Origin of the sequence: Accumulibacter sp. (genome assembly GCF_031732815.1) — a bacterium.
GTDB lineage: Bacteria > Pseudomonadota > Gammaproteobacteria > Burkholderiales > Rhodocyclaceae > Accumulibacter.
Window position 1 is genome coordinate 1 of record NZ_JAVMKF010000251.1, and the last position, 17,734, is coordinate 17,734.

Below are 17,734 nucleotides of genomic sequence, written 5' to 3' on the forward strand. Positions count from 1 at the left end.
AGAGCAAGGGCGCTGGGGTGACTACACCAGCGCGCAGCGCTTTAGTTCAACGTGAGTCAATAGCGAAAACGTGAAACCTAACGAATAAGCAACTGTCTTTCGAGTCAAGCGGTATGAAGAGAATCGTCCCAGGCTTTGCCGGTTCTGACCATGGCATTGAGGATGGTCAGGAGTTTGCGCATGCAGGCGACGAGTAGCCCTTCAGATAAACGTCTTCATGCTTGACGTTCCGCCAGAGGCGCTCGACGAAGATGTTGTCGAACACTCGCCGGCGCCCATCCATACTGATGACGATGCCTTCGCGAGTCAGCACGTCGGTAAAAGCTTCGCTGGTGAACTGCGAGCCCTGATCGCTGTTGAAGATTTCCGGCTTGCCATGGGTGCGCAAGGCATCCTCCAGGCAATCAACACAGAACACCGCCTCCATACTGTTGCTGATCCGCCAGCCGAGCACCTTGCGGCTATACCAGTCGATCACCGCCACCAAGTAGGCGAAGCCACGCAGCAGGCGGATGTACGTGATGTCCGTGCTCCACGCCTGATTCGGCCTGACCACAGCCACCCCGGGCAACAGGTACGGATAGACCTTGTGCGCGGGGTGTCGCCGGCTCGTGTTCGGACCCGGCGCCATGCCAGCCAGCCCCATCAGCCGCATCAACCGTTGAACCCGCTTGCGATTGACCATGTGACCTGCTTTTCCGAGGAAGATCACCATCCGCCGGCTGCCGTAGAACGGGTGCCGGGTGTATTCCTCATCAATCAGGCGGCGGTGTAGCAACTCGCTTTCGTCCAGCACTGCAGGCTTTTGCTGAGCGTAGATCGTGGCACGCGACACCCCGGCCAGGACGCATTGCTGCACCACAGCCACCGCCTCCCCAGGTTCGATCCACGCTCTTCGCATCACGACAGGCTGATCCCAGACTTTTTCTGAGCCAGTCCAATTCCACCTTCAATTTCCCGATCTCGCTGTATAGCAACTCGGGCTCCCGGTGCGCGGCGACTGGCTTGGGACCTCGCTTGCCCTCGAACAAGGTCTTGGCTTGCTCCTGGATCGCCTTCTTCCATTGCCCCACTTGGACCGGATGAACCCCGTGTTCCTGGCCAATTTCGTTGATCGTCTTCAACCCTCGCAAGGCCTCCAGACCCACCTTCGCCTTGAACTCCGGGGTGTGCACCTTGCGCGTCTTCACTTCGCTCATCGCTTCTCGCTCCCTATGCCAGCGCCTAGCTTAAACCACTGTCTCAAATCCGGGGACAACTATAGTTCGTGGCGGACGCACCCAATCGCCTTTGGGTGGCCGACATGACCTACGTGCCGATCTGGCAGGGCTTGATCTATTTGGCCATGGGGCTGGACGTGTTCAGCCGGCGGGTCGTCGGTTGGTCCACCGGCGAGGATAGGCGCACGGAACTCGTGCTCTCGGCGCTCAACATGGCCGTGGCCACGCGCAAACCCCACGGGGTGATCCACCACAGCGACCAAGGCAGCCAGTATTCCGCCCTGGCCTCCGGCAAGCGCTCCCGGGAAATGGGCATCCAGCCGTCCATGGGCACCGTAGGCGATGCCTACGACAACGCCATGGCGGAGAGTTTCTTTGCCAGTCTGGAATGCGAACTGCTGGACCGCCACACCTTCCGCACCAAAATCGAGGCTCGCCTGGCCGTGTTCACCTGGATCGAAGGCTGGTACAACCCGCGCCGGCGCCATTCCGCGCTCGGCTATCTGTCACCCATGAACTACGAAAAGAAGCACCACCACTCTGTGCAGTCAGCCAGCCCCGAACCCGGGTTATCCTCCGCGCCGCTCTCCTCTGGCCTGAGAGGGGCCAGCCGCGCCGCCGTGGATAACCCTACGCCCGAGCAGGCTCAACCCGGTTCAGAACCAAGCGCTAACCTGTCCACCCAATAGGGGCAACTCCATTGCCGCTACTTCGGACACCTCTCGCGCCGAACTCCTCGTTCCTCGATAGGATTTATGCGATTGCCCTGGGTGAGGGCCGTTCTGCTTGCTCACCAACCCGGTAAGCGGCTATACTCCCAGGCTTTTTCCACTTGCTCCACCGTTCGCATGGCGGGGGGCTTCAGCCATAAGGAGTGTACATGCGTCATTACGAAATCGTTCTGATCGTCCATCCGGACCAGAGTGAACAGGTGCCGGCGATGGTCGACCGTTACCGGACATTGATTGCCGCGCGCGGTGGGCAGATCCACCGGCTTGAGGACTGGGGGCGCCGTCAGCTTGCCTACCCGATTCAGAAGCTGCACAAGGCACATTACGTGCTGATGAACATCGAATGCGACGGTGCGACGCTAGGCGAACTCGAACACGGCTTCAAGTTCAACGATGCGATTCTCCGCCATCTGACGATTCGCACGAAGCGTGCGGTCAGCACGCCATCGCCAATGATGAAGGACGAGAAGTCAAAGTCGCTGCTTGAGGTCCGTCAACCCTCGGAGGCCGACAGCGCTGCGCAGCCAACGGCCTGATCACCTGGGCTTTGCTGAACCGCATCGAACTGGCCGGCGTGCTTGTCGAACGGCAGGCGCTGCGCTTCACGCCGGCCGGCGTACCGGTTGTCGAGGGGGTGCTCAGACACCAATCCGAGCAACTCGAGGCTGGTAGCCCGCGCCGTGTCGATTGTGAGGTCCGCCTGATCGCGCTGGCTGCGGTCGCGCGCTCGCTGCAGGCGGTGGAGCCGGGCGCCGGGCTCGTTCTGGGTGGCTTTCTCGCTGCCCGCAGCCGGCATGGCAAGCAGTTGCAGATGCATGTAACCAAGATCGAATTTGTTGAAGGAAAGCAAGATGGCAAGGTTCTTCAAGAAGAAGGATGAAAAGAACGTCAAGAAACGGGGCAGCGGTCTGTTCAAGCGGCGGCGCTTCTGCCGCTTCACGGCCGAGAAGATGGAGGAGATCGACTACAAGGATGTCGATCTGTTCAAGGAGTACATTGCCGAGAACGCCAAGATCATGCCGGCGCGTCTGACCGGCACGAAGGCGGGCTATCAGCGGATGCTGTCGATCGCGATCAAACGGGCGCGTTTTCTGGCGCTCCTGCCGTACACCGACAATCATCAGTAAGCGAGGAGTGGATCGATGCAAATCATTCTGATGGAAAAGGTCGCTCATCTGGGCAATCTCGGTGATCTGGTCAAGGTCAGGGATGGCTACGCGCGCAACTACCTGATTCCGACTGGGCGGGCCAAGCGGGCGACGCCGGCGGCGCTGCAGGAGTTCGAAACCAAGCGTGCCGAACTGGAGAACGCCGCCGCCGCCAAGCTGGCGGCTGCCCAGGAGCAGGCCGCGCAGATGGCCGATGTGGTGGTGCGGATTGCTCGCAAAGCGGGCGTCGATGGCCGGCTCTTTGGCTCGGTGAGCAACTTCGATATCGCTGATGGTCTGCGTGGGCTTGGTTTCGAGATCGAGAAGTCGGCTGTGCGCATGCCCAAGGGGCCGCTGAAGAACGTCGGCGAGAATCGGATCGACGTTGCCCTGCACGGCGATGTCGTGGCAACGATCACGGTTTCGGTCGTTGCCGAGCAGCCAAAGCTGTAGTCGCGACGGCACCATGCTGGAGCGCCCACTCGGCGCAGTCGAGAGGAAGCCTTGTCCGTTGTGCGGGCAAGGCTTTTTTTCTGCTGCGGGCCGCACTGCAAGGTGGGCGCCGGCGTCCCCGTCCGGTCGTTTGCTCTACTTTTCTTGCCGACTGACTTGAGCGCTTCCTCTGATCCGTCCCATTCGGGCAGGCCGTCGTCGTCGGCGCGCGCACGGCGTGAACGGAATGCACCCTCTGATTCTGCCTTGGCCGAACTGCGCGTACCGCCACATTCGATCGAAGCCGAGCAGTCGGTCCTCGGCGGATTGCTGCTGGAAAACGCTGCTTTCGACAAGATCGCCGACCTGATTGGCGAAAGCGATTTCTACCGCGACGAGCACCGGCGGATCTACCGACAGATCCGCAAGCTCCTCGAACGTGCGAAGCCAGCCGATGTGGTGACGGTCGCCGAAAGCCTCGATCTGGCGGGCGAGGGCAGCGATACCGGTGGCCTTGCCTACCTCGGCGAGCTGGCAGCCAATACGCCGTCGGCGGCGAACATTCGGCGTTATGCGGAGATCGTGCGCGAGCGGGCGATCCTGCGCCAGTTGGTGACGGCTGGCGACGAGATCGCCGGCAGTGCGCTGAACCCACTCGGGCGCGACCCGAAGACCTTGCTCGACGAAGCGGAGGCCAAGGTTTTTGCCATTGCCGAAGGCGGCCTGCGCCACCAGAGCGGCTTCGTGCACATCAATCCCTTGCTCACCCAGGTTGTCGAACGTATCCAGGAACTGCACGACCGCGACAATCCTTCCGACATCACCGGTCTGCCCAGCGGCTATCACGATCTTGACGCGAAGACGGCGGGTCTGCAGGCGGGTGATCTGTTGATCGTTGCCGGTCGCCCATCGATGGGCAAGACTTCATTTGCGCTCAATATCGCTGAACATGTGGCGCTCGAGGTCGGCCTCCCGGTGGCGGTCTTTTCGATGGAAATGGGCGGCACGCAGCTTGCGATGCGCATGCTCTCGTCGGTCGGACGGCTCGACGCTCACCGCGTGCGCACCGGGCGCCTGAACGACGACGAGTGGTCGCGTCTGTCGTTTGCGCTGGGCAAGATGCACGAAGCGCCGCTGTATATCGACGAGACGCCGGCGCTCAATCCGATTGATCTGCGTGCGCGGACACGCCGCCTGCACCGTCAGTGCGGCAAGCTGGGGCTCGTCGTCATCGATTATCTGCAGTTGATGTCGGCCACCTCGCAGGGCGAGAACCGGGCCACAGAAATCTCGGAAATTTCACGTTCGCTCAAGGGCTTGGCGAAGGAACTGAATGTTCCTGTGATGGCCCTCTCGCAGCTTAACCGATCGCTCGAACAGCGGCCGAACAAGCGGCCGGTAATGTCCGATCTGCGCGAATCCGGTGCCATCGAACAGGACGCCGACGTGATCATGTTCATCTACCGGGACGAAGTCTACAATCCTGATACGCCCGACAAGGGGCTTGCCGAAATCATTATCGGCAAGCAGCGTAACGGGCCGATCGGCACCGTGCGGCTGACTTTCCTGGGTGAATACACCCGTTTCGAGAACTTTGCCAGCCGCGCCGCGTACTGATCCGGGTCGAGTGCGGCGACGTGTTCAGCCGTCGATGCGCGTGGCGTTGACCACGTAGCTCAGGCGGTTGCTGTCGGAGATGTCGAAACGATGGCCGGCAGCCTCGGCCTGCGGCACGACGAGGAAGGGGAGCGCCCGTCCGCTGGTTCCCTGCAAGCGCACATCCTGCGCCGCGTTGAACCCGATCCAGTTCATTTCCCAGAAGCCGAACAAGAGCTTGCGCAGGACGACGAGCTTCGGGTCGGCGTGCAGCAGGCGTTCGTCGTGTATCGCCTTGCGCACATCGGCGGGATCGACGGGAATCCAGCCATAGCCCGGCGTATAGAACTCGGCCCGGCAATGCTGCCGGAAGCACAGGTTGCCGCTGGCGCCGAGACCGGCGAAGAGGCGCGAGTTGTCGATGCGCAGGCCGAAGACCGGTCGCGCCGGAATGCCGATTGATCGGCATAGACCGACGAAGAGGAGTGCGATGTCAGCGCTCTTGCCGCTGAACTGACCACTGTCGAGCATCGCTTCGACGTCGCCGCGGCCGATCCCGCTGGTCGACGGATCGTACGAAGTATTGTCAAGAACCCAGTCGTAGATTGCCTTGCCTTGGGCTACGGGGTCCTTGATCCGGCCGATGGCGCGCTCGGCTGTCAGGCGAACGAGTCCGTCGGTGGGTACCCGCTGGGTCGACTGCAGGCAATGACGCAGCACCTCACCGCGTTCGGCGAGGCTGCCACGACGAGTGATATCGAAATGGCGGTCCTGTTTGGCGATCTGGCTGACGATCTGCAGTTGCGGTGTGCTACTGCCTTCCTTCCAGTCCGCGTAGAAGACCTCCATTTCGCTGAGCGGGTCGCGGTAGACCGTGGCGCGTTCGAAATTCCCGTGCCAGCTATGGCCGAGCGAGCGCTGCCATGGATTGTCCTTGTACTGCGGCAAGGGCACCCAGACGCGCAGCTTGCCCTTGACGTTATTTACTGCGATGCTCGAGCTGACTTCGTAGGTGCGCCATTGCGGCAGCGGCTCGTCAGGCAGACTGATTGCGTTGCGCTCGATGGGCGGCGGCGGGGCGCTCACCGCGGCTGGCGGCGGACTTGTGCGCTCGACGAGCGGGCGGTAGCTTCGCCGGCTCTCTTTTCTTGCCGTGCCCTTGGCGCTGTTTCTGGCAGAGCTCCGGCTGGCTTTGGCGCTTGCTCGGCCGGCCGATCGGCCGGCGCTGCCGCTTGGCTTGGCCGTGCTCGTCGGCTTGCTGGAGCTTGCTGCGCCGCCCGCCTTCTTCTTATTGGCAGCGAGCAGGGAAGGCGGCGTGAACAGGGAAAGGAGCGCTGAGGCGGCAAGAAAAGCTCGTCGTTTCAATCGACTCTCTCCGGTAAGCGTCGGATCCGCAGGGAACGGAACGGGGGCACGGATCTCGGGCCAAAAAAAACGACCAAGCCGTGTGACAAGGCACGGCCTGCTGTTCGCACGATTATAGCACCTCGGCGGCGTGGTCGGCGAGGCGGGAGCGCTCACCGCGTTGCAGGGTGATATGGCCGGCGTGCTTCCAACCCTTGAAGCGGTCGACGACGTAAGTGAGACCGGAACTTCCTTCAGTCAGATAGGGCGTATCGATCTGGGCGATGTTGCCCAGGCAGATGACCTTGGTGCCCGGCCCGGCGCGCGTGATCAGCGTCTTCATCTGCTTGGGCGTCAGGTTCTGCGCTTCGTCGATGATCAGGAAGCGGTTGAGAAAGGTGCGTCCGCGCATGAAGTTGAGCGACTTGATCTTGATCCGATGGCGCAGCAGGTCGTTCGTTGCCGCGCGTCCCCAGTCGCCGGCGTCCTGGTCGTTCTTGTTGAGCACTTCGAGATTGTCTTCCAGCGCGCCCATCCATGGCCCCATCTTCTCCTCTTCGGTTCCGGGCAGAAAACCGATGTCTTCGCCAACCGGTACCGTCACGCGTGTCATGATGATTTCGCTGTAGCGCCTGGTCTCGAGCACCTGCGTCAGGCCGGCAGCCAGGGTAAGCAGCGTCTTGCCGGTGCCGGCCTGACCGAGCAGCGTGACGAAGTCGATTTCCGGGTTCATCAGCAGGTTGAGGGCGAAGTTCTGTTCGCGGTTGCGCGCAGTGATTCCCCAGACGCTGTTCTTGGCATGCGTATGGTCGATGAGTGTTTCGATCTCGGCGCGCGCGTCGGAGGCGGCACGAACGATCGCCTGCAGCGACCTTTCGCCTTCCTGGAAGACAAACATGTTGACCAGCAGTTGGGCGCACAATGGTCCGCTGAAGCGGTACGACGTTCGGCCCTCCTTTTTCCACGATTCGACTTCCTGAGCGGATCGTTGCCAGAAATCGGGTACCAGTTCGTACATGCCGGTGTACAGGAGGTCGGTGTCTGCGAGAACCTTGTCGTTGAAATAGTCCTGCGCCTGCAGCCCGAGTGCGCGCGCCTTGATGCGCATGTTGATGTCCTTCGAGACGAGGATCACCTGGCGCTGGGGATGGCGGTGCTGCAGATGGATGACGACAGCAAGAATCTGGTTGTCTGCCTTGGCGGTCGGCAAACCTGCCGGGAGGCTGTCGTCGATCGCCTCGGTCTGCAGGAAGAGGCGACCGCTGGCGAGTTTGCGTGAAGGCTCGGAGAGGCTGATACCTTGGTCAATGGCGTGGTTTGCGCTGGTAACGATTTCCTCCAGCGTGCGCGTTACCTGGCGCGCATTGCGCGCGATTTCGGAAAGGCCTTTCTTGTGATTGTCGAGTTCCTCCAGCGTCATGATCGGCACGAAGATGTCGTGCTCGGCGAAACGGTAGACGCTGGTCGGATCGTGCATCAGGACGTTGGTATCGAGCACGAAAAGCTTGACCAGCGGCTTCACCGGCGCGTCGGCCGTCTGGCTTGCAGTGCCGATGGCAGGTGGGCTGGGCATAGGGGGTTTCCCGGGCAGCGTTGACAACGGGGGTCAGAGCCCGATGACGAAAGACAGTACTTCCTGCGCGTGCCCGGCGACCTTCACGCCGCGCCACTCGCGGCGCAAGACGCCTGCGCGGTCGATGACGAAGGTGCTGCGCTCGATTCCGCGCACCTGCTTGCCGTACATTGATTTCATCCGGATCACCGAAAACTGCTGGCAGAGCGATTCATCGGCGTCGGCGAGCAGGGCAAAGGGCAACTCCTGCCGGGCGCGGAAGTTCTCGTGCGATTTCAGGCTGTCGCGTGAGACGCCGACCACCACCGCTCCGGCGTCGACGAACTGGGCGTGAAGTTCGCGAAACTGCTGCGCTTCGGTCGTACACCCGGGGGTACTGTCTTTCGGGTAGAAATAGAGAACAACGGTGCTGCCGCGGCAGGCAGACAGCGTGAAGGTCTGGCCGCCGGTGGCGGGCAGGCTGAAATCGGCGACGGTCTGATCAAGCATGGCGTGCTTTCGCTAGTGGGAGGATGGAATTGTTGTAAGAAACCCGCGCGCAGGTCAAGCAGCCGGTCGGTCGCGCAGCCGGATGCTGAAGGATGCACAAGCGTGTCGCCGACGAAACGGGCAGGGGTACGGCGAAGATGGACCGGGTGCGGCAATCGACAATCATCTTTCCCTTGGCATCGCTTGATTTTTTCCGATGACTGTACGAAAATACACAAACCAACTACAGGAGTGACAATCATGGCCAGAAGCAGTTCGCTTACCGTAAGACAACAGGAGGTGCTCGACTTCATTCGCAACACCATGGAAGTTCTCGGTGCGCCGCCGACGCGCGCCGAAATCGCCAATGCTTTCGGTTTTGCCTCGCACAATGGGGCAGAGGAACACCTGCGGGCACTCGCCAGAAAGGGTGTCATCCTGCTCGAACCGGGTTCTGCGCGCGGCATCCGTCTGGTCGAACAACTCGGCCTGCCGCTGATCGGCAGTGTTGCCGCCGGTAGCCCCTTGCTTGCTGTCGAGAACATCCAGCGCCGTTATACGGTCGAGGCCAGCCTGTTCAACCCGCGGGCCGACTTTCTGTTGCGTGTACGTGGCCTGTCGATGATCAATGCCGGCATTCTCGATGGTGATCTGCTCGCCGTGCACCGCACCAGTGAGGCGCGCAACGGCCAGATTGTCGTCGCCAGGCTCGACGACGAGGTGACGGTCAAGCGCTTTCGCCAGCAAGGAAACGTGCTCGAACTGCTGCCGGAGAACCCTGATTTTGCGCCTATCGTGGTCGACACGAAAGCCAACGCATTAAGCATCGAGGGAATTGTTGTCGGTCTGATCCGGCGCGGCGAGGTCGTCTGAGCGTCAGGGAGACTTGAACGGGTTTTGTCCAACGCATGTCTGCCCTGCCAAAGCTTGCGCAAATCCTCGATCGTCCCGATATCTGGCGCGCCAGTAGTTTGGCCAGAGCGCCTCTGCCTGGCGTGCCGACGGGTTTTGCCGAACTCGATGGTGAATTGCCCGGGGGAGGCTGGCCGCGTGCTTGCCTGACCGAACTGTTACCTGATCGATACGGCGTCGGAGAAATGAGTCTCTTATTGCCGGCACTGGCGCAACTGTCGAGTGGCGAACTGGCCTGGCTCGTCTGCATCGCTCCACCGCATTCGCTGTATGCGCCGGCGCTCAGCCAGTCCGGCATCGATTTGACGCGCCTGTTGGTGGCCAGCACGCCCGGACGGGATGCCGCCTGGGCGTGCGAGCGCTCGCTCGCCACCGAAGGCGTCGGGGCAGTCGTCGCCTGGCTGCCTGAGGTGCAGATCGCGTCATTGCGTCGCCTGCAGCTTGCTGCCGAGGCCAGCCGCACATTGCTTTTTGTATTTCGTCCACGCTCTTGCGCTGAGCAGCCTTCGCCAGCACCGCTGCGCCTGATCCTGGAAGGCGAGGGCGAGCAATTGAGCGTTCGCCTGCTCAAGCGCCGCGGTGGCGCGCAGCCAGCCCCTTTGACCCTTGCCGTCCGACGTCCCCTGCCTACTGCCCATGCTCTGGCTTGTTCTTTACCTGCCGCGCCTGGCGCGCGAAGTGTTTCCCAGCCTGCGCTCACCGGGTGCCATCGTCAGTCATGAGCGGATCGTTGCGGTTGACGAGGCTGCGGCATCGGCCGGAGTGACTCCCGGTTTACGGCTTGCCGAAGCATGGGCCTTGCTGCCCGGTCTGGTTGTACAGCAACGCGCTGTCGAGCGCGAGCAGGCAGCCTTGCATCGGCTTGCCTGTTGGGCGGGTAGTTTCACTTCGGAAGTCAGCCTTGCACCACCACAGACACTGTTGCTCGAAGTCGCCGGATCGTTGCGTCTTTTCGGTGGAGCCGAAATGCTTTTCAGGCGCGTCGTCGCTGGCTGCCGAGAGCAGGGTTTCGTTCCTCAGGCCGCATTGGCTCCCACGCCGCTGGCCGCGCAATGGCTGGCTTGGGCTGGCGACGATCGGCTCTGCCTCGAGCTCGAAGAGCTTGCCGCTCGTCTTGCTGGCTTGTCAGTCGAAGTTCTCGCGCTCTCGGCGGAGAAACAGGCGTGTTTGAGCCGTATCGGCGCGCGAACGCTCGCTGATCTGCTGCATTTGCCGCGTGCCGGCCTGGTCCGTCGCCTGGGTGTCGAGCTGGGCAACGATCTGGCGCGAGCGTTAGGCAGTCTGCCGGATCCAAAATCGCGTTTTGTTTTCCCCGCACACTTTGTCGAGCGACTCGAACTGCCGCTACCGGTAGACAGCGCGGCCGCCCTCGCTTTCGCCGGGCGGCGGCTGATCATCGCGTTGTCGGGCTGGCTCGCGGCACGTGCTTGCGGCGTCAGCCGATGCGTTTTCGAGTTTGAACATGCGGGATATGGCCGACACCAGCCGGCTACTCTGCTGGCGCTCGCTTTCACCGGAACAACGCGCGATGGCGAGCGAATGCTCCGCATCTTCAGCGAGCGTCTGCAAGGCTTCGAACTCGCGGCGCCTGTCGCCGCGATCGGCCTGCGCGCCGAAGCGCCAGAGAAACTGCCGGAGCATTCGGCAAACCTGTTCGGCGAGCGCAGCGAGCGAACGGCAAACGAATCGGTGGCGATGCTGGTCGAGCGTCTGCAGGCGCGCCTCGGGGAGGAAAGCGTGCATGCTTTGTCGGCGGTAACTGAACATCGCCCTGAAAAGGCCTCGCAGCGGATCGCGGCAAGCTTGATGGTGGGTGGCAAACTGCGCTCTCCGCTGTCGGCAAATCCAGCCATGGCGTGCAGCTTCCACGGGCCGCGACCCTTGTGGTTGTTGGACAAACCAAGATTCTTGCGCGAACAATCCGGCCTGCCGCAGTGTGATGGCCCCTTGTCTTTGCTTGCCGGACCCGAACGCATTGAAAGCGGTTGGTGGGACGAAGCCGAGCATGATGCGCTGGGCGATGTCCGCCGCGACTACTTCATCGCGCTTTCCATGCGTGCGCAGTGGCTGTGGATCTTTCGTAACCGGGCGGGTTGGTTTCTGCATGGCCTGTTTTCCTGAACACCAACTGATTTCACTGGAATTTTTTGCGGCCTCTTCTTATACTGTGTCAACCAAAGAGTTCGACCGCCTTCCTGTGGAGCCTGATGATGGAAACCCAGCTTGTCGGCATGTTGCCGGACGCCTTGCTGATCGATTTGCCGGAAATTGATGCCCAACACGAAGAGATCTTTTGCCGAATCGAGGCGCTGAAAGCGGCGTGTTTCGGTAGCGGCCCGGCTCCCCTCGAAGAATTCCGCAGCCTGCTCGATTATCTGAAGCATCACTTCGCGAGCGAGGAACGCATCGCGCAGCAAACCGGCATCAACTTCGCAGCGCATGCGCAAGTCCACCGGGAAAACATGCAAGTCCTGCGCAAGGCTTTTTCCGAGGTACTCGATGGCTCGCGCGACGTACATTCCTTTCTGCGCTACGCCGAGTACTGGTTCGAGCGACACATCAATGTGGAAGACAAACCTTTTGCCGCCAGTGTGCGCGAGGTTCGGCTGAATTTCACCACGGCCAGTCCGCAAGTCGCTCCCAGCTTCTGACCTTGGCGCTGGCGCTGCTCCCGGCGCCCGCTACCGGTGTTTCCACACCCTCCGCAAAGCTCGCCGGATGAAAAACCGGGCTGTTTGTCAAGGCAATGAAAGTAAAAGGAAAAATTATCCTCTTCGGTGCCTGGCATAGCCTGCGATGATTCTTTTTTGCGTTCTTCCAAGCATTCTGGCAAGCTGCTAACCAGACGCGGATATATGTCACCAAGCAAGGCCTGCCACCCTCCTGCGGTCGTCAGCCGACGGCCTGATCCCTTCCCATACGAACTCGTACCGACCATGACCATCACCGCCTCAGCCGCCTGGAAGGCTATTGATGCGCACCGGGATTTGCTTTCGCCCGTGCACCTCCGAGAGATGTTTGCCCGCGATCCAGGTCGCGTCACCAGACTCTCGCTCAACTTCGACAACACCATCCTCTTCGATTTCTCCAAGCAGCGCGTGGACGCGACCACGCTGTCGCTGCTGACTGCTCTGGCGCGCGAGGCCCGGCTCGACGAGTGGACAGCGCGCATGTTCGGCGGCGAGAAGATCAACGCCAGCGAAGAGCGCGCGGTGCTGCACGTGGCGCTGCGTCGTTCACACGGCCCCTTCCCCAGTGCTGCCCTCGACGTCATGCCCGAGGTTCTCGCTACCCGGCGGCGGATGGCGGCTTTTGCCGAGGCCATTCGTTCCGGCCAGATGCTGGGCTTCACCGGCTTGCCGATTCGCCATGTGGTCAATATCGGCATCGGCGGGTCTGACCTCGGACCGAAGATGCTGAGCAGCGCGCTGCGCTCGGTGTCGCACCCGGCCTTGAGCGTCCATTACGTATCGAACCTCGACAGCGCTCAACTGGCCCCGCTGCTGCAGACGCTCGACCCGCGGACGACACTTTTTCTCCTTGCCAGCAAGACGTTTACGACGCAGGAAACGATGCTCAACGCGCAGACCGCGCGCAACTGGCTGCTCGCCAACCTGGGCGATGCCGCAGCCATCGGACGCCATTTCGCTGCGCTGACCGCAAAGCCCGAGCGGGCCGTCGAGTTCGGCATCCGCGAGGACGCCATCTTTCCCCTCTGGGACTGGGTCGGTGGACGCTTCTCGGTGTGGTCGGCCGTCGGTCTGGCGCTGATGATCGCCATTGGTCCGCAGGCTTTCGGCGAGTTGCTCACCGGCGCCGAGCGTATGGATGAGCACTTCCGGAGCGCGCCCTACGAGCAGAATCTGCCCGTCGTCATGGCGCTGCTCGGCATCTGGAACACCAACTTCCTGGGCGCGGCGAGCAACGCCGTGCTGCCTTACAACGAATCGCTGAAGTACTTCCCGTCGTTCCTGCAGCAACTCGAAATGGAAAGCAACGGGAAATCGGTCGGCATCGACGGCCAGTCGGTCGCCTGTGCGACCAATCCCATCGTCTGGGGCGAACTGGGCAATAACGGGCAGCACGCGTTCTTCCAGCTTCTCCATCAGGGTGGGCGCCTCGTGCCTTGCGACTTCATCGCTGCCGTGCGCTCAGACTATCCCTTGCCGGGTCATCAGGAGGCGTTGCTCGCCAACTGCTTTGCGCAAAGCGCCGCGCTTGCTTTCGGCAAGACCGCCGCCGAAGCGCGTGACGAACTGGCGCGCAGCACGGCTGGCGAGGCGCTCGAAGCACTCCTGCCGCACAAGGTGTTTGCCGGCAACCAGCCATCTTCGACCCTGCTTCTGGCGCGCCTCGATGCGCCGACGCTCGGTGCTCTGGTCGCGCTCTACGAGCACAAGGTCTTCGTACAGGGAATCATCTGGGGTCTCAACTCATTCGACCAGTGGGGCGTCGAGCTGGGCAAAGCGGTTGCCAACAGCATCCTGCCGGCGTTTGCCGAGCCAGCGCTCGCCGCCAGACTCGACGCGTCGACGCAGGCGCTGCTGGCTTTCAGCCGGCAGAACCTGACGTGAGTTTTTCCCGGACCAATCCGGCGCGCCGAGAGTGCGCGCCCAGTTTGCAGCGAGGCATGAAATGACGACGAATGTGATCAGTGTTCCCAGTGCGCCGTTCTCCGGACAGAAGCCGGGGACATCCGGATTGCGCAAGAAGGTGTCCGTGTTTCAACAGGCACACTACCTAGAGAACTTTGTCCAGGCGATTTTCGATACCCTCTCGGGCCAGCAGGGAAAAACGCTGGTACTCGGCGGTGACGGGCGCTACCACAACGACGTTGCCATTCAGGTCATCCTGCGTATGGCCGCCGCCGCCGGTTTTGGCCGGGTTCTCGTCGGTCGCCAGGGAATCCTGTCGACGCCTGCGGCAAGCGCGGTGATCCGCAAGTGGCAGGCTTTTGGCGGGATCATCCTCTCCGCAAGCCACAACGAAGGGGGACCGCATGGCGACTTCGGAATCAAGTACAACCTGAGCAATGGCGGGCCGGCGAACGAGAGCTTTACCGATGCGGTCTATCGGCGCACGCAGGAAATCACCGTCTATCACACAGTCGACGCCCCCGCTGTCGATCTTGGGCGGCTTGGGGATGTCAGCATCGGTGATATGGTGGTCAGCGTCATCGACCCGGTCGCCGACTACGCCGAGTTGCTCGAGTCGCTGTTCGATTTCGAACGCATCGCCGGGCTGCTGGCGCGGCCGGACTTCCGCATGCGTTTTGACGCGATGCACGCGGTTACCGGGCCGTATGCGCATGCGATCCTTGAACAGCGGCTCGGCGCGCCGCCCGGCACCGTGGTCAACGGCATACCGCTGCCGGACTTCGCCGGCGGTCATCCGGACCCGAATCCGGTGTGGGCTGCGGACTTGGTAGGCGCTCTCGCCGACCCCTCGTCCGGCCTGTCCTTTGGCGCAGCGTCGGACGGCGATGGCGACCGCAACATGATCGTCGGGCGCAACTTCGTCGTCAGCCCGAGCGATAGCCTGGCTGTTCTGGCGGCCAATCATGCGTTGATTCCGGCCTATGCCGGTGGCCTGGCCGGGGTCGCCCGGTCGATGCCGACGAGCTGCGCGGTCGACCGCGTCGCCCAGGCGCTGGGCATTGCCTGCTTTGAAACACCGACCGGCTGGAAGTACTTTGGCTCGCTTCTCGACGCTGGCAAGGCAACGCTCTGCGGCGAAGAGAGTTCCGGCACAGGTTCCAACCACGTCCGCGAGAAAGACGGTTTGTGGGCCGTTCTCTATTGGCTCAACATTCTCGCCGTGCGCGACACCCCGGCTGACGTCATCGTTCGCGAGCACTGGCAGCGGTTCGGACGCAATGTTTACTCGCGCCACGACTACGAAGGAATCGAGACGGAGAAGGCAGACCGTCTGATGGAAGCGCTGCGCGCTCGCCTGCCTGAACTGCCCGGTGCGCTTTGCGCTGGCCAGCGCATTTCGGCTGCGGACGACTTTGCCTATACCGATCCGGTCGACGGTTCGCGCTCGGGCCGCCAGGGGATTCGTATCCTTCTCGAAGGCGGTTCGCGCGTCGTTTTCCGCCTCTCGGGGACAGGCACCGAAGGCGCCACGCTGCGCGTTTACCTGGAACGTTTCGTCGCCGACCCCAGCCAACACGAAATCCCAACGCAGGAAGCGTTGGCGCCACTCATCGCCTTGGCCGATGAGGTGGCGCAGATCAAGGCGATCACCGGAAAAGCAGGACCGAACGTGATCAGCTAGGATTTGGCGACACCCGACGGCGCCGCCAGATTCGACCACCAAAGCTCATAAGGGGATACGAAGATGGTTGACAAGAAGACTTTCCAATTACCGAAGCGGGCAATTGCGCTCGTTCTCGCCGGTGGGCGAGGTAGCCGGCTGCACGAACTGACCGATCGCCGCGCCAAGCCGGCCGTTCATTTTGGCGGCAAGTTTCGGATCATCGACTTCGCACTGTCCAACTGCGTCAACTCGCAGTTTCGACGCATCGGAGTCGTCACGCAGTACAAGTCGCACAGCCTGCTGCGCCACCTGCAGCGCGGCTGGAACTTCCTGCACGGCGAGGTCAACGAGTTCGTCGACCTGCTGCCCGCACAGCAGCGCGTCGATGAGGAGTCATGGTATCGTGGCACGGCCGACGCGGTGTACCAGAACATCGACATCCTGGAGACCTACCGTCCGGCGCCCGAGTTCGTCGTCATTCTGGCGGGCGATCACGTCTACAAGATGAACTATGCGCTGATGCTGGTCGACCATGTCGAAAGCGGCGCCGAATGCACGATCGCCTGCATCGAAGTCCCACGCAAGGAGGCGACGGGTTTTGGCGTCATGGCGGTCGATGAGAGCGGCATGATCACCGACTTCGTCGAAAAGCCAGCCGATCCGCCGGGGATGCCGGGCAATCCCGAGATGTCGATGTGCAGCATGGGCGTTTATGTCTTCAATGCCAAGTACTTGTATGCCGAACTGGCGCGCGACATCGTCGACTCGAACTCCAGCCATGACTTTGGTAAGGACATCATTCCGCGCGCGGTGGCCAACCGTGTCGCGGTTGCCCATCCATTTTCGCGCAGTTGCGTCGTCGCTCCCGACGAAGAGTTCAAGGGGCACTATTGGCGCGACGTGGGGACGATCGATGCCTACTGGGACGCCAACGTCGACCTGACGGCGACGGTTCCGGCGCTCAACCTCTACGATCGCAACTGGCCGGTGTGGACCTATCAACAGCAATTGCCACCCGCCAAGTTCGTGCATAACCACCTGGATCGGCGGGGGAATGCAATCGAGTCGTCGGTGTCGAGCGGGTCTATCGTTTCCGGTGAGGTGAATCGTTCGCTGCTGTTCTCGAGCTGCCGCGTTCATTCCTACGCGCGGGTCAATCTGTCGGTTCTCCTTCCGGATACGACGATTGGCAGCCGTGCGCGCCTGACGCGCTGCGTCGTCGACAGCGACTGCGTGATTCCGGCGAACATGGTGATTGGCGAGGACCCGGAAGAGGACGCGCGTCGCTTCCGGCGCACGGAAGAGGGGGTGACGCTGGTTACCCGAAAGATGCTCGAGCGTCTTGTCTAGTCGGGAAGGAACCAGGAACTTGCGCGTCCTCCATCTGGCTGCTGAAATCTATCCCCTGGTGAAGACCGGCGGCTTGGCGGATGTCGTCGCCGCGCTGCCGGCTGCGCTGGCGGCGCGCGGGCTCGACACCCGCGTCCTGGTGCCCGGAATGCCCGGGATCCTGAGCGGAGTCGTCGGGCTTAAGCGGGTCGTCCGTATCGGTCCTGCCTTTGGCGCCGCAATCATCACCCTGCGCCTGGGACGTTTGCCGGATAGCGGCGTGCCGATCTACGTGATCGACGCGCCGTTTCTCTATCGTCGCGACGGCAGCCCCTATCTTGGGCCGGACGGGCGCGACTGGAACGATAATCACCGGCGGTTCGCGCTGCTCGGCTGGGTTGCGGCGCACCTCGCTTCCGGCGAACTTGACCGCAACTGGCGACCCGATGTCGTTCATGCACACGACTGGCACGCGGGACTTGCGCCCGCCTACATCGCGCAGAACCCTGCTCTGAACACGGCCACGGTGTTCACGATTCACAATCTTGCCTTCCGCGGACTGTTCCCGCTCGATCACCACAACGATCTCGGCCTGCTCATTTCCGGGGCCGATCAGAGCGCACTCGAATTTCATGGACAGCTCTCGTTCATGAAAGCGGCGCTGGTGCACGCCAAGCGGGTCAATGCGGTCAGTCCGACCTATGCGCAGGAGATCTGCCT

Annotated in this window: 16 protein-coding genes and 3 pseudogenes; 14 read left to right on the forward strand and 5 right to left on the reverse strand. The window is 62.1% G+C overall.

Going from position 1 to position 17,734, the window contains the following annotated elements:
• Positions 1-104: 104 nt before the first annotated feature.
• Together RKP46_RS20260 and RKP46_RS15055 are read right to left on the reverse strand one after the other, a co-directional pair.
• Positions 105-212, reverse strand: a pseudogene (locus tag RKP46_RS20260) (IS110 family transposase); the annotation flags it as partial.
• Positions 182-1,199 (reverse strand): annotated as a pseudogene (locus tag RKP46_RS15055) (IS3 family transposase); the annotation flags it as partial. The pseudogenes RKP46_RS20260 and RKP46_RS15055, both read right to left, overlap by 31 nt.
• 65 nt (positions 1,200-1,264) lie before the next feature.
• Between RKP46_RS15055 and RKP46_RS15060 the strand changes: the two are divergent.
• The 6 genes and pseudogenes from RKP46_RS15060 to dnaB all read left to right on the forward strand — a co-directional run.
• Positions 1,265-1,750: pseudogene (locus tag RKP46_RS15060) on the forward strand (IS3 family transposase); the annotation flags it as partial.
• A gap of 350 nt (positions 1,751-2,100) precedes the next feature.
• Positions 2,101-2,487 carry a 30S ribosomal protein S6 gene (rpsF, locus tag RKP46_RS15065; RefSeq protein ID WP_311107390.1) on the forward strand — a complete coding sequence of 129 codons (387 nt, stop codon included), beginning with the start codon at positions 2,101-2,103 and terminating at the stop codon, positions 2,485-2,487.
• A 38-nt stretch (positions 2,488-2,525) separates the two neighbouring features.
• A complete protein-coding gene (gene priB, locus RKP46_RS15070) occupies positions 2,526-2,831 on the forward strand; it encodes a primosomal replication protein N (RefSeq protein WP_311107403.1) in 306 nt (101 codons plus the stop codon).
• The gene (rpsR, locus tag RKP46_RS15075) at positions 2,803-3,078 is read left to right on the forward strand and encodes a 30S ribosomal protein S18 (protein WP_300329420.1); all 276 of its coding nucleotides are present in this window, start codon (positions 2,803-2,805) and stop codon (positions 3,076-3,078) included. Before priB ends, rpsR begins: the two co-directional genes overlap by 29 nt.
• 15 nt (positions 3,079-3,093) lie before the next feature.
• Positions 3,094-3,552, forward strand: a complete 459-nt coding sequence (rplI, locus tag RKP46_RS15080) for a 50S ribosomal protein L9 (RefSeq protein WP_311107391.1) — start codon at positions 3,094-3,096, stop codon at positions 3,550-3,552.
• Between the two features lie 246 nt (positions 3,553-3,798).
• Positions 3,799-5,148: a replicative DNA helicase gene (gene dnaB, locus RKP46_RS15085; RefSeq protein ID WP_311107392.1), complete on the forward strand. Its 1,350-nt coding sequence runs from the start codon at positions 3,799-3,801 to the stop codon at positions 5,146-5,148.
• 24 nt (positions 5,149-5,172) lie between these two features.
• On the opposite strand, the gene RKP46_RS15090 is transcribed toward dnaB, so the two are convergent.
• The 3 genes from RKP46_RS15090 to RKP46_RS15100 form a co-directional block, all read right to left on the reverse strand.
• Positions 5,173-6,213 carry a transglutaminase domain-containing protein gene (locus RKP46_RS15090; RefSeq protein ID WP_311107393.1) on the reverse strand — a complete coding sequence of 347 codons (1,041 nt, stop codon included), beginning with the start codon at positions 6,211-6,213 and terminating at the stop codon, positions 5,173-5,175.
• Positions 6,214-6,604: 391 nt separating this feature from the next.
• A complete protein-coding gene (locus RKP46_RS15095) occupies positions 6,605-8,044 on the reverse strand; it encodes a PhoH family protein (protein WP_311107394.1) in 1,440 nt (479 codons plus the stop codon).
• 33 nt (positions 8,045-8,077) lie between these two features.
• Positions 8,078-8,533, reverse strand: coding sequence for a peroxiredoxin (locus tag RKP46_RS15100; protein ID WP_311107395.1), 456 nt, complete (start codon positions 8,531-8,533; stop codon positions 8,078-8,080).
• A 240-nt stretch (positions 8,534-8,773) separates the two neighbouring features.
• On the opposite strand from RKP46_RS15100, the gene lexA reads away from it, so the two are divergent.
• The 8 genes from lexA to RKP46_RS15140 all read left to right on the forward strand — a co-directional run.
• On the forward strand, positions 8,774-9,385 hold the full coding sequence (gene lexA / locus RKP46_RS15105) for a transcriptional repressor LexA (RefSeq protein WP_409193999.1): 612 nt from the start codon (positions 8,774-8,776) through the stop codon (positions 9,383-9,385).
• A 35-nt stretch (positions 9,386-9,420) separates the two neighbouring features.
• Positions 9,421-10,146 carry a translesion DNA synthesis-associated protein ImuA gene (gene imuA / locus RKP46_RS15110; protein ID WP_311107396.1) on the forward strand — a complete coding sequence of 242 codons (726 nt, stop codon included), beginning with the start codon at positions 9,421-9,423 and terminating at the stop codon, positions 10,144-10,146.
• The gene (locus RKP46_RS15115) at positions 10,061-11,545 is read left to right on the forward strand and encodes a DNA polymerase Y family protein (protein WP_311107397.1); all 1,485 of its coding nucleotides are present in this window, start codon (positions 10,061-10,063) and stop codon (positions 11,543-11,545) included. The genes imuA and RKP46_RS15115 overlap by 86 nt, the downstream gene beginning before the upstream one ends.
• An 86-nt stretch (positions 11,546-11,631) precedes the next feature.
• Positions 11,632-12,075, forward strand: a complete 444-nt coding sequence (locus RKP46_RS15120; RefSeq protein WP_311107398.1) for a hemerythrin family protein — start codon at positions 11,632-11,634, stop codon at positions 12,073-12,075.
• Positions 12,076-12,360: 285 nt separating this feature from the next.
• Positions 12,361-13,998 (forward strand): glucose-6-phosphate isomerase, encoded by a 1,638-nt coding sequence (pgi, locus tag RKP46_RS15125; RefSeq protein ID WP_311107399.1) that lies wholly within the window; start codon positions 12,361-12,363, stop codon positions 13,996-13,998.
• A gap of 61 nt (positions 13,999-14,059) precedes the next feature.
• Positions 14,060-15,703 carry an alpha-D-glucose phosphate-specific phosphoglucomutase gene (locus tag RKP46_RS15130; RefSeq protein ID WP_311107400.1) on the forward strand — a complete coding sequence of 548 codons (1,644 nt, stop codon included), beginning with the start codon at positions 14,060-14,062 and terminating at the stop codon, positions 15,701-15,703.
• A 63-nt stretch (positions 15,704-15,766) separates the two neighbouring features.
• Positions 15,767-17,035 carry a glucose-1-phosphate adenylyltransferase gene (glgC, locus tag RKP46_RS15135; RefSeq protein ID WP_311107401.1) on the forward strand — a complete coding sequence of 423 codons (1,269 nt, stop codon included), beginning with the start codon at positions 15,767-15,769 and terminating at the stop codon, positions 17,033-17,035.
• Positions 17,036-17,054: 19 nt separating this feature from the next.
• A partial coding sequence (locus RKP46_RS15140) for a glycogen/starch synthase (RefSeq protein WP_311107402.1) occupies positions 17,055-17,734 on the forward strand: 680 nt, incomplete at its 3' end.

What these genes read in the sequence shown, in the direction of transcription:
- RKP46_RS15130 (WP_311107400.1), top strand. Translation starts at nt 14,060, where the DNA reads ATGACGACGAATGTGATCAGTGTTCCCAGTGCGCCGTTCTCCGGACAG.
- rpsR (WP_300329420.1), top strand. Translation starts at nt 2,803, where the DNA reads ATGGCAAGGTTCTTCAAGAAGAAGGATGAAAAGAACGTCAAGAAACGG.
- glgC (WP_311107401.1), top strand. Translation starts at nt 15,767, where the DNA reads ATGGTTGACAAGAAGACTTTCCAATTACCGAAGCGGGCAATTGCGCTC.
- RKP46_RS15095 (WP_311107394.1), bottom strand. Translation starts at nt 8,044, where the DNA reads ATGCCCAGCCCACCTGCCATCGGCACTGCAAGCCAGACGGCCGACGCG.
- RKP46_RS15100 (WP_311107395.1), bottom strand. Translation starts at nt 8,533, where the DNA reads ATGCTTGATCAGACCGTCGCCGATTTCAGCCTGCCCGCCACCGGCGGC.
- rplI (WP_311107391.1), top strand. Translation starts at nt 3,094, where the DNA reads ATGCAAATCATTCTGATGGAAAAGGTCGCTCATCTGGGCAATCTCGGT.
- rpsF (WP_311107390.1), top strand. Translation starts at nt 2,101, where the DNA reads ATGCGTCATTACGAAATCGTTCTGATCGTCCATCCGGACCAGAGTGAA.
- RKP46_RS15115 (WP_311107397.1), top strand. Translation starts at nt 10,061, where the DNA reads ATGCTCTGGCTTGTTCTTTACCTGCCGCGCCTGGCGCGCGAAGTGTTT.
- lexA (WP_409193999.1), top strand. Translation starts at nt 8,774, where the DNA reads ATGGCCAGAAGCAGTTCGCTTACCGTAAGACAACAGGAGGTGCTCGAC.
- pgi (WP_311107399.1), top strand. Translation starts at nt 12,361, where the DNA reads ATGACCATCACCGCCTCAGCCGCCTGGAAGGCTATTGATGCGCACCGG.
- RKP46_RS15120 (WP_311107398.1), top strand. Translation starts at nt 11,632, where the DNA reads ATGATGGAAACCCAGCTTGTCGGCATGTTGCCGGACGCCTTGCTGATC.
- imuA (WP_311107396.1), top strand. Translation starts at nt 9,421, where the DNA reads ATGTCTGCCCTGCCAAAGCTTGCGCAAATCCTCGATCGTCCCGATATC.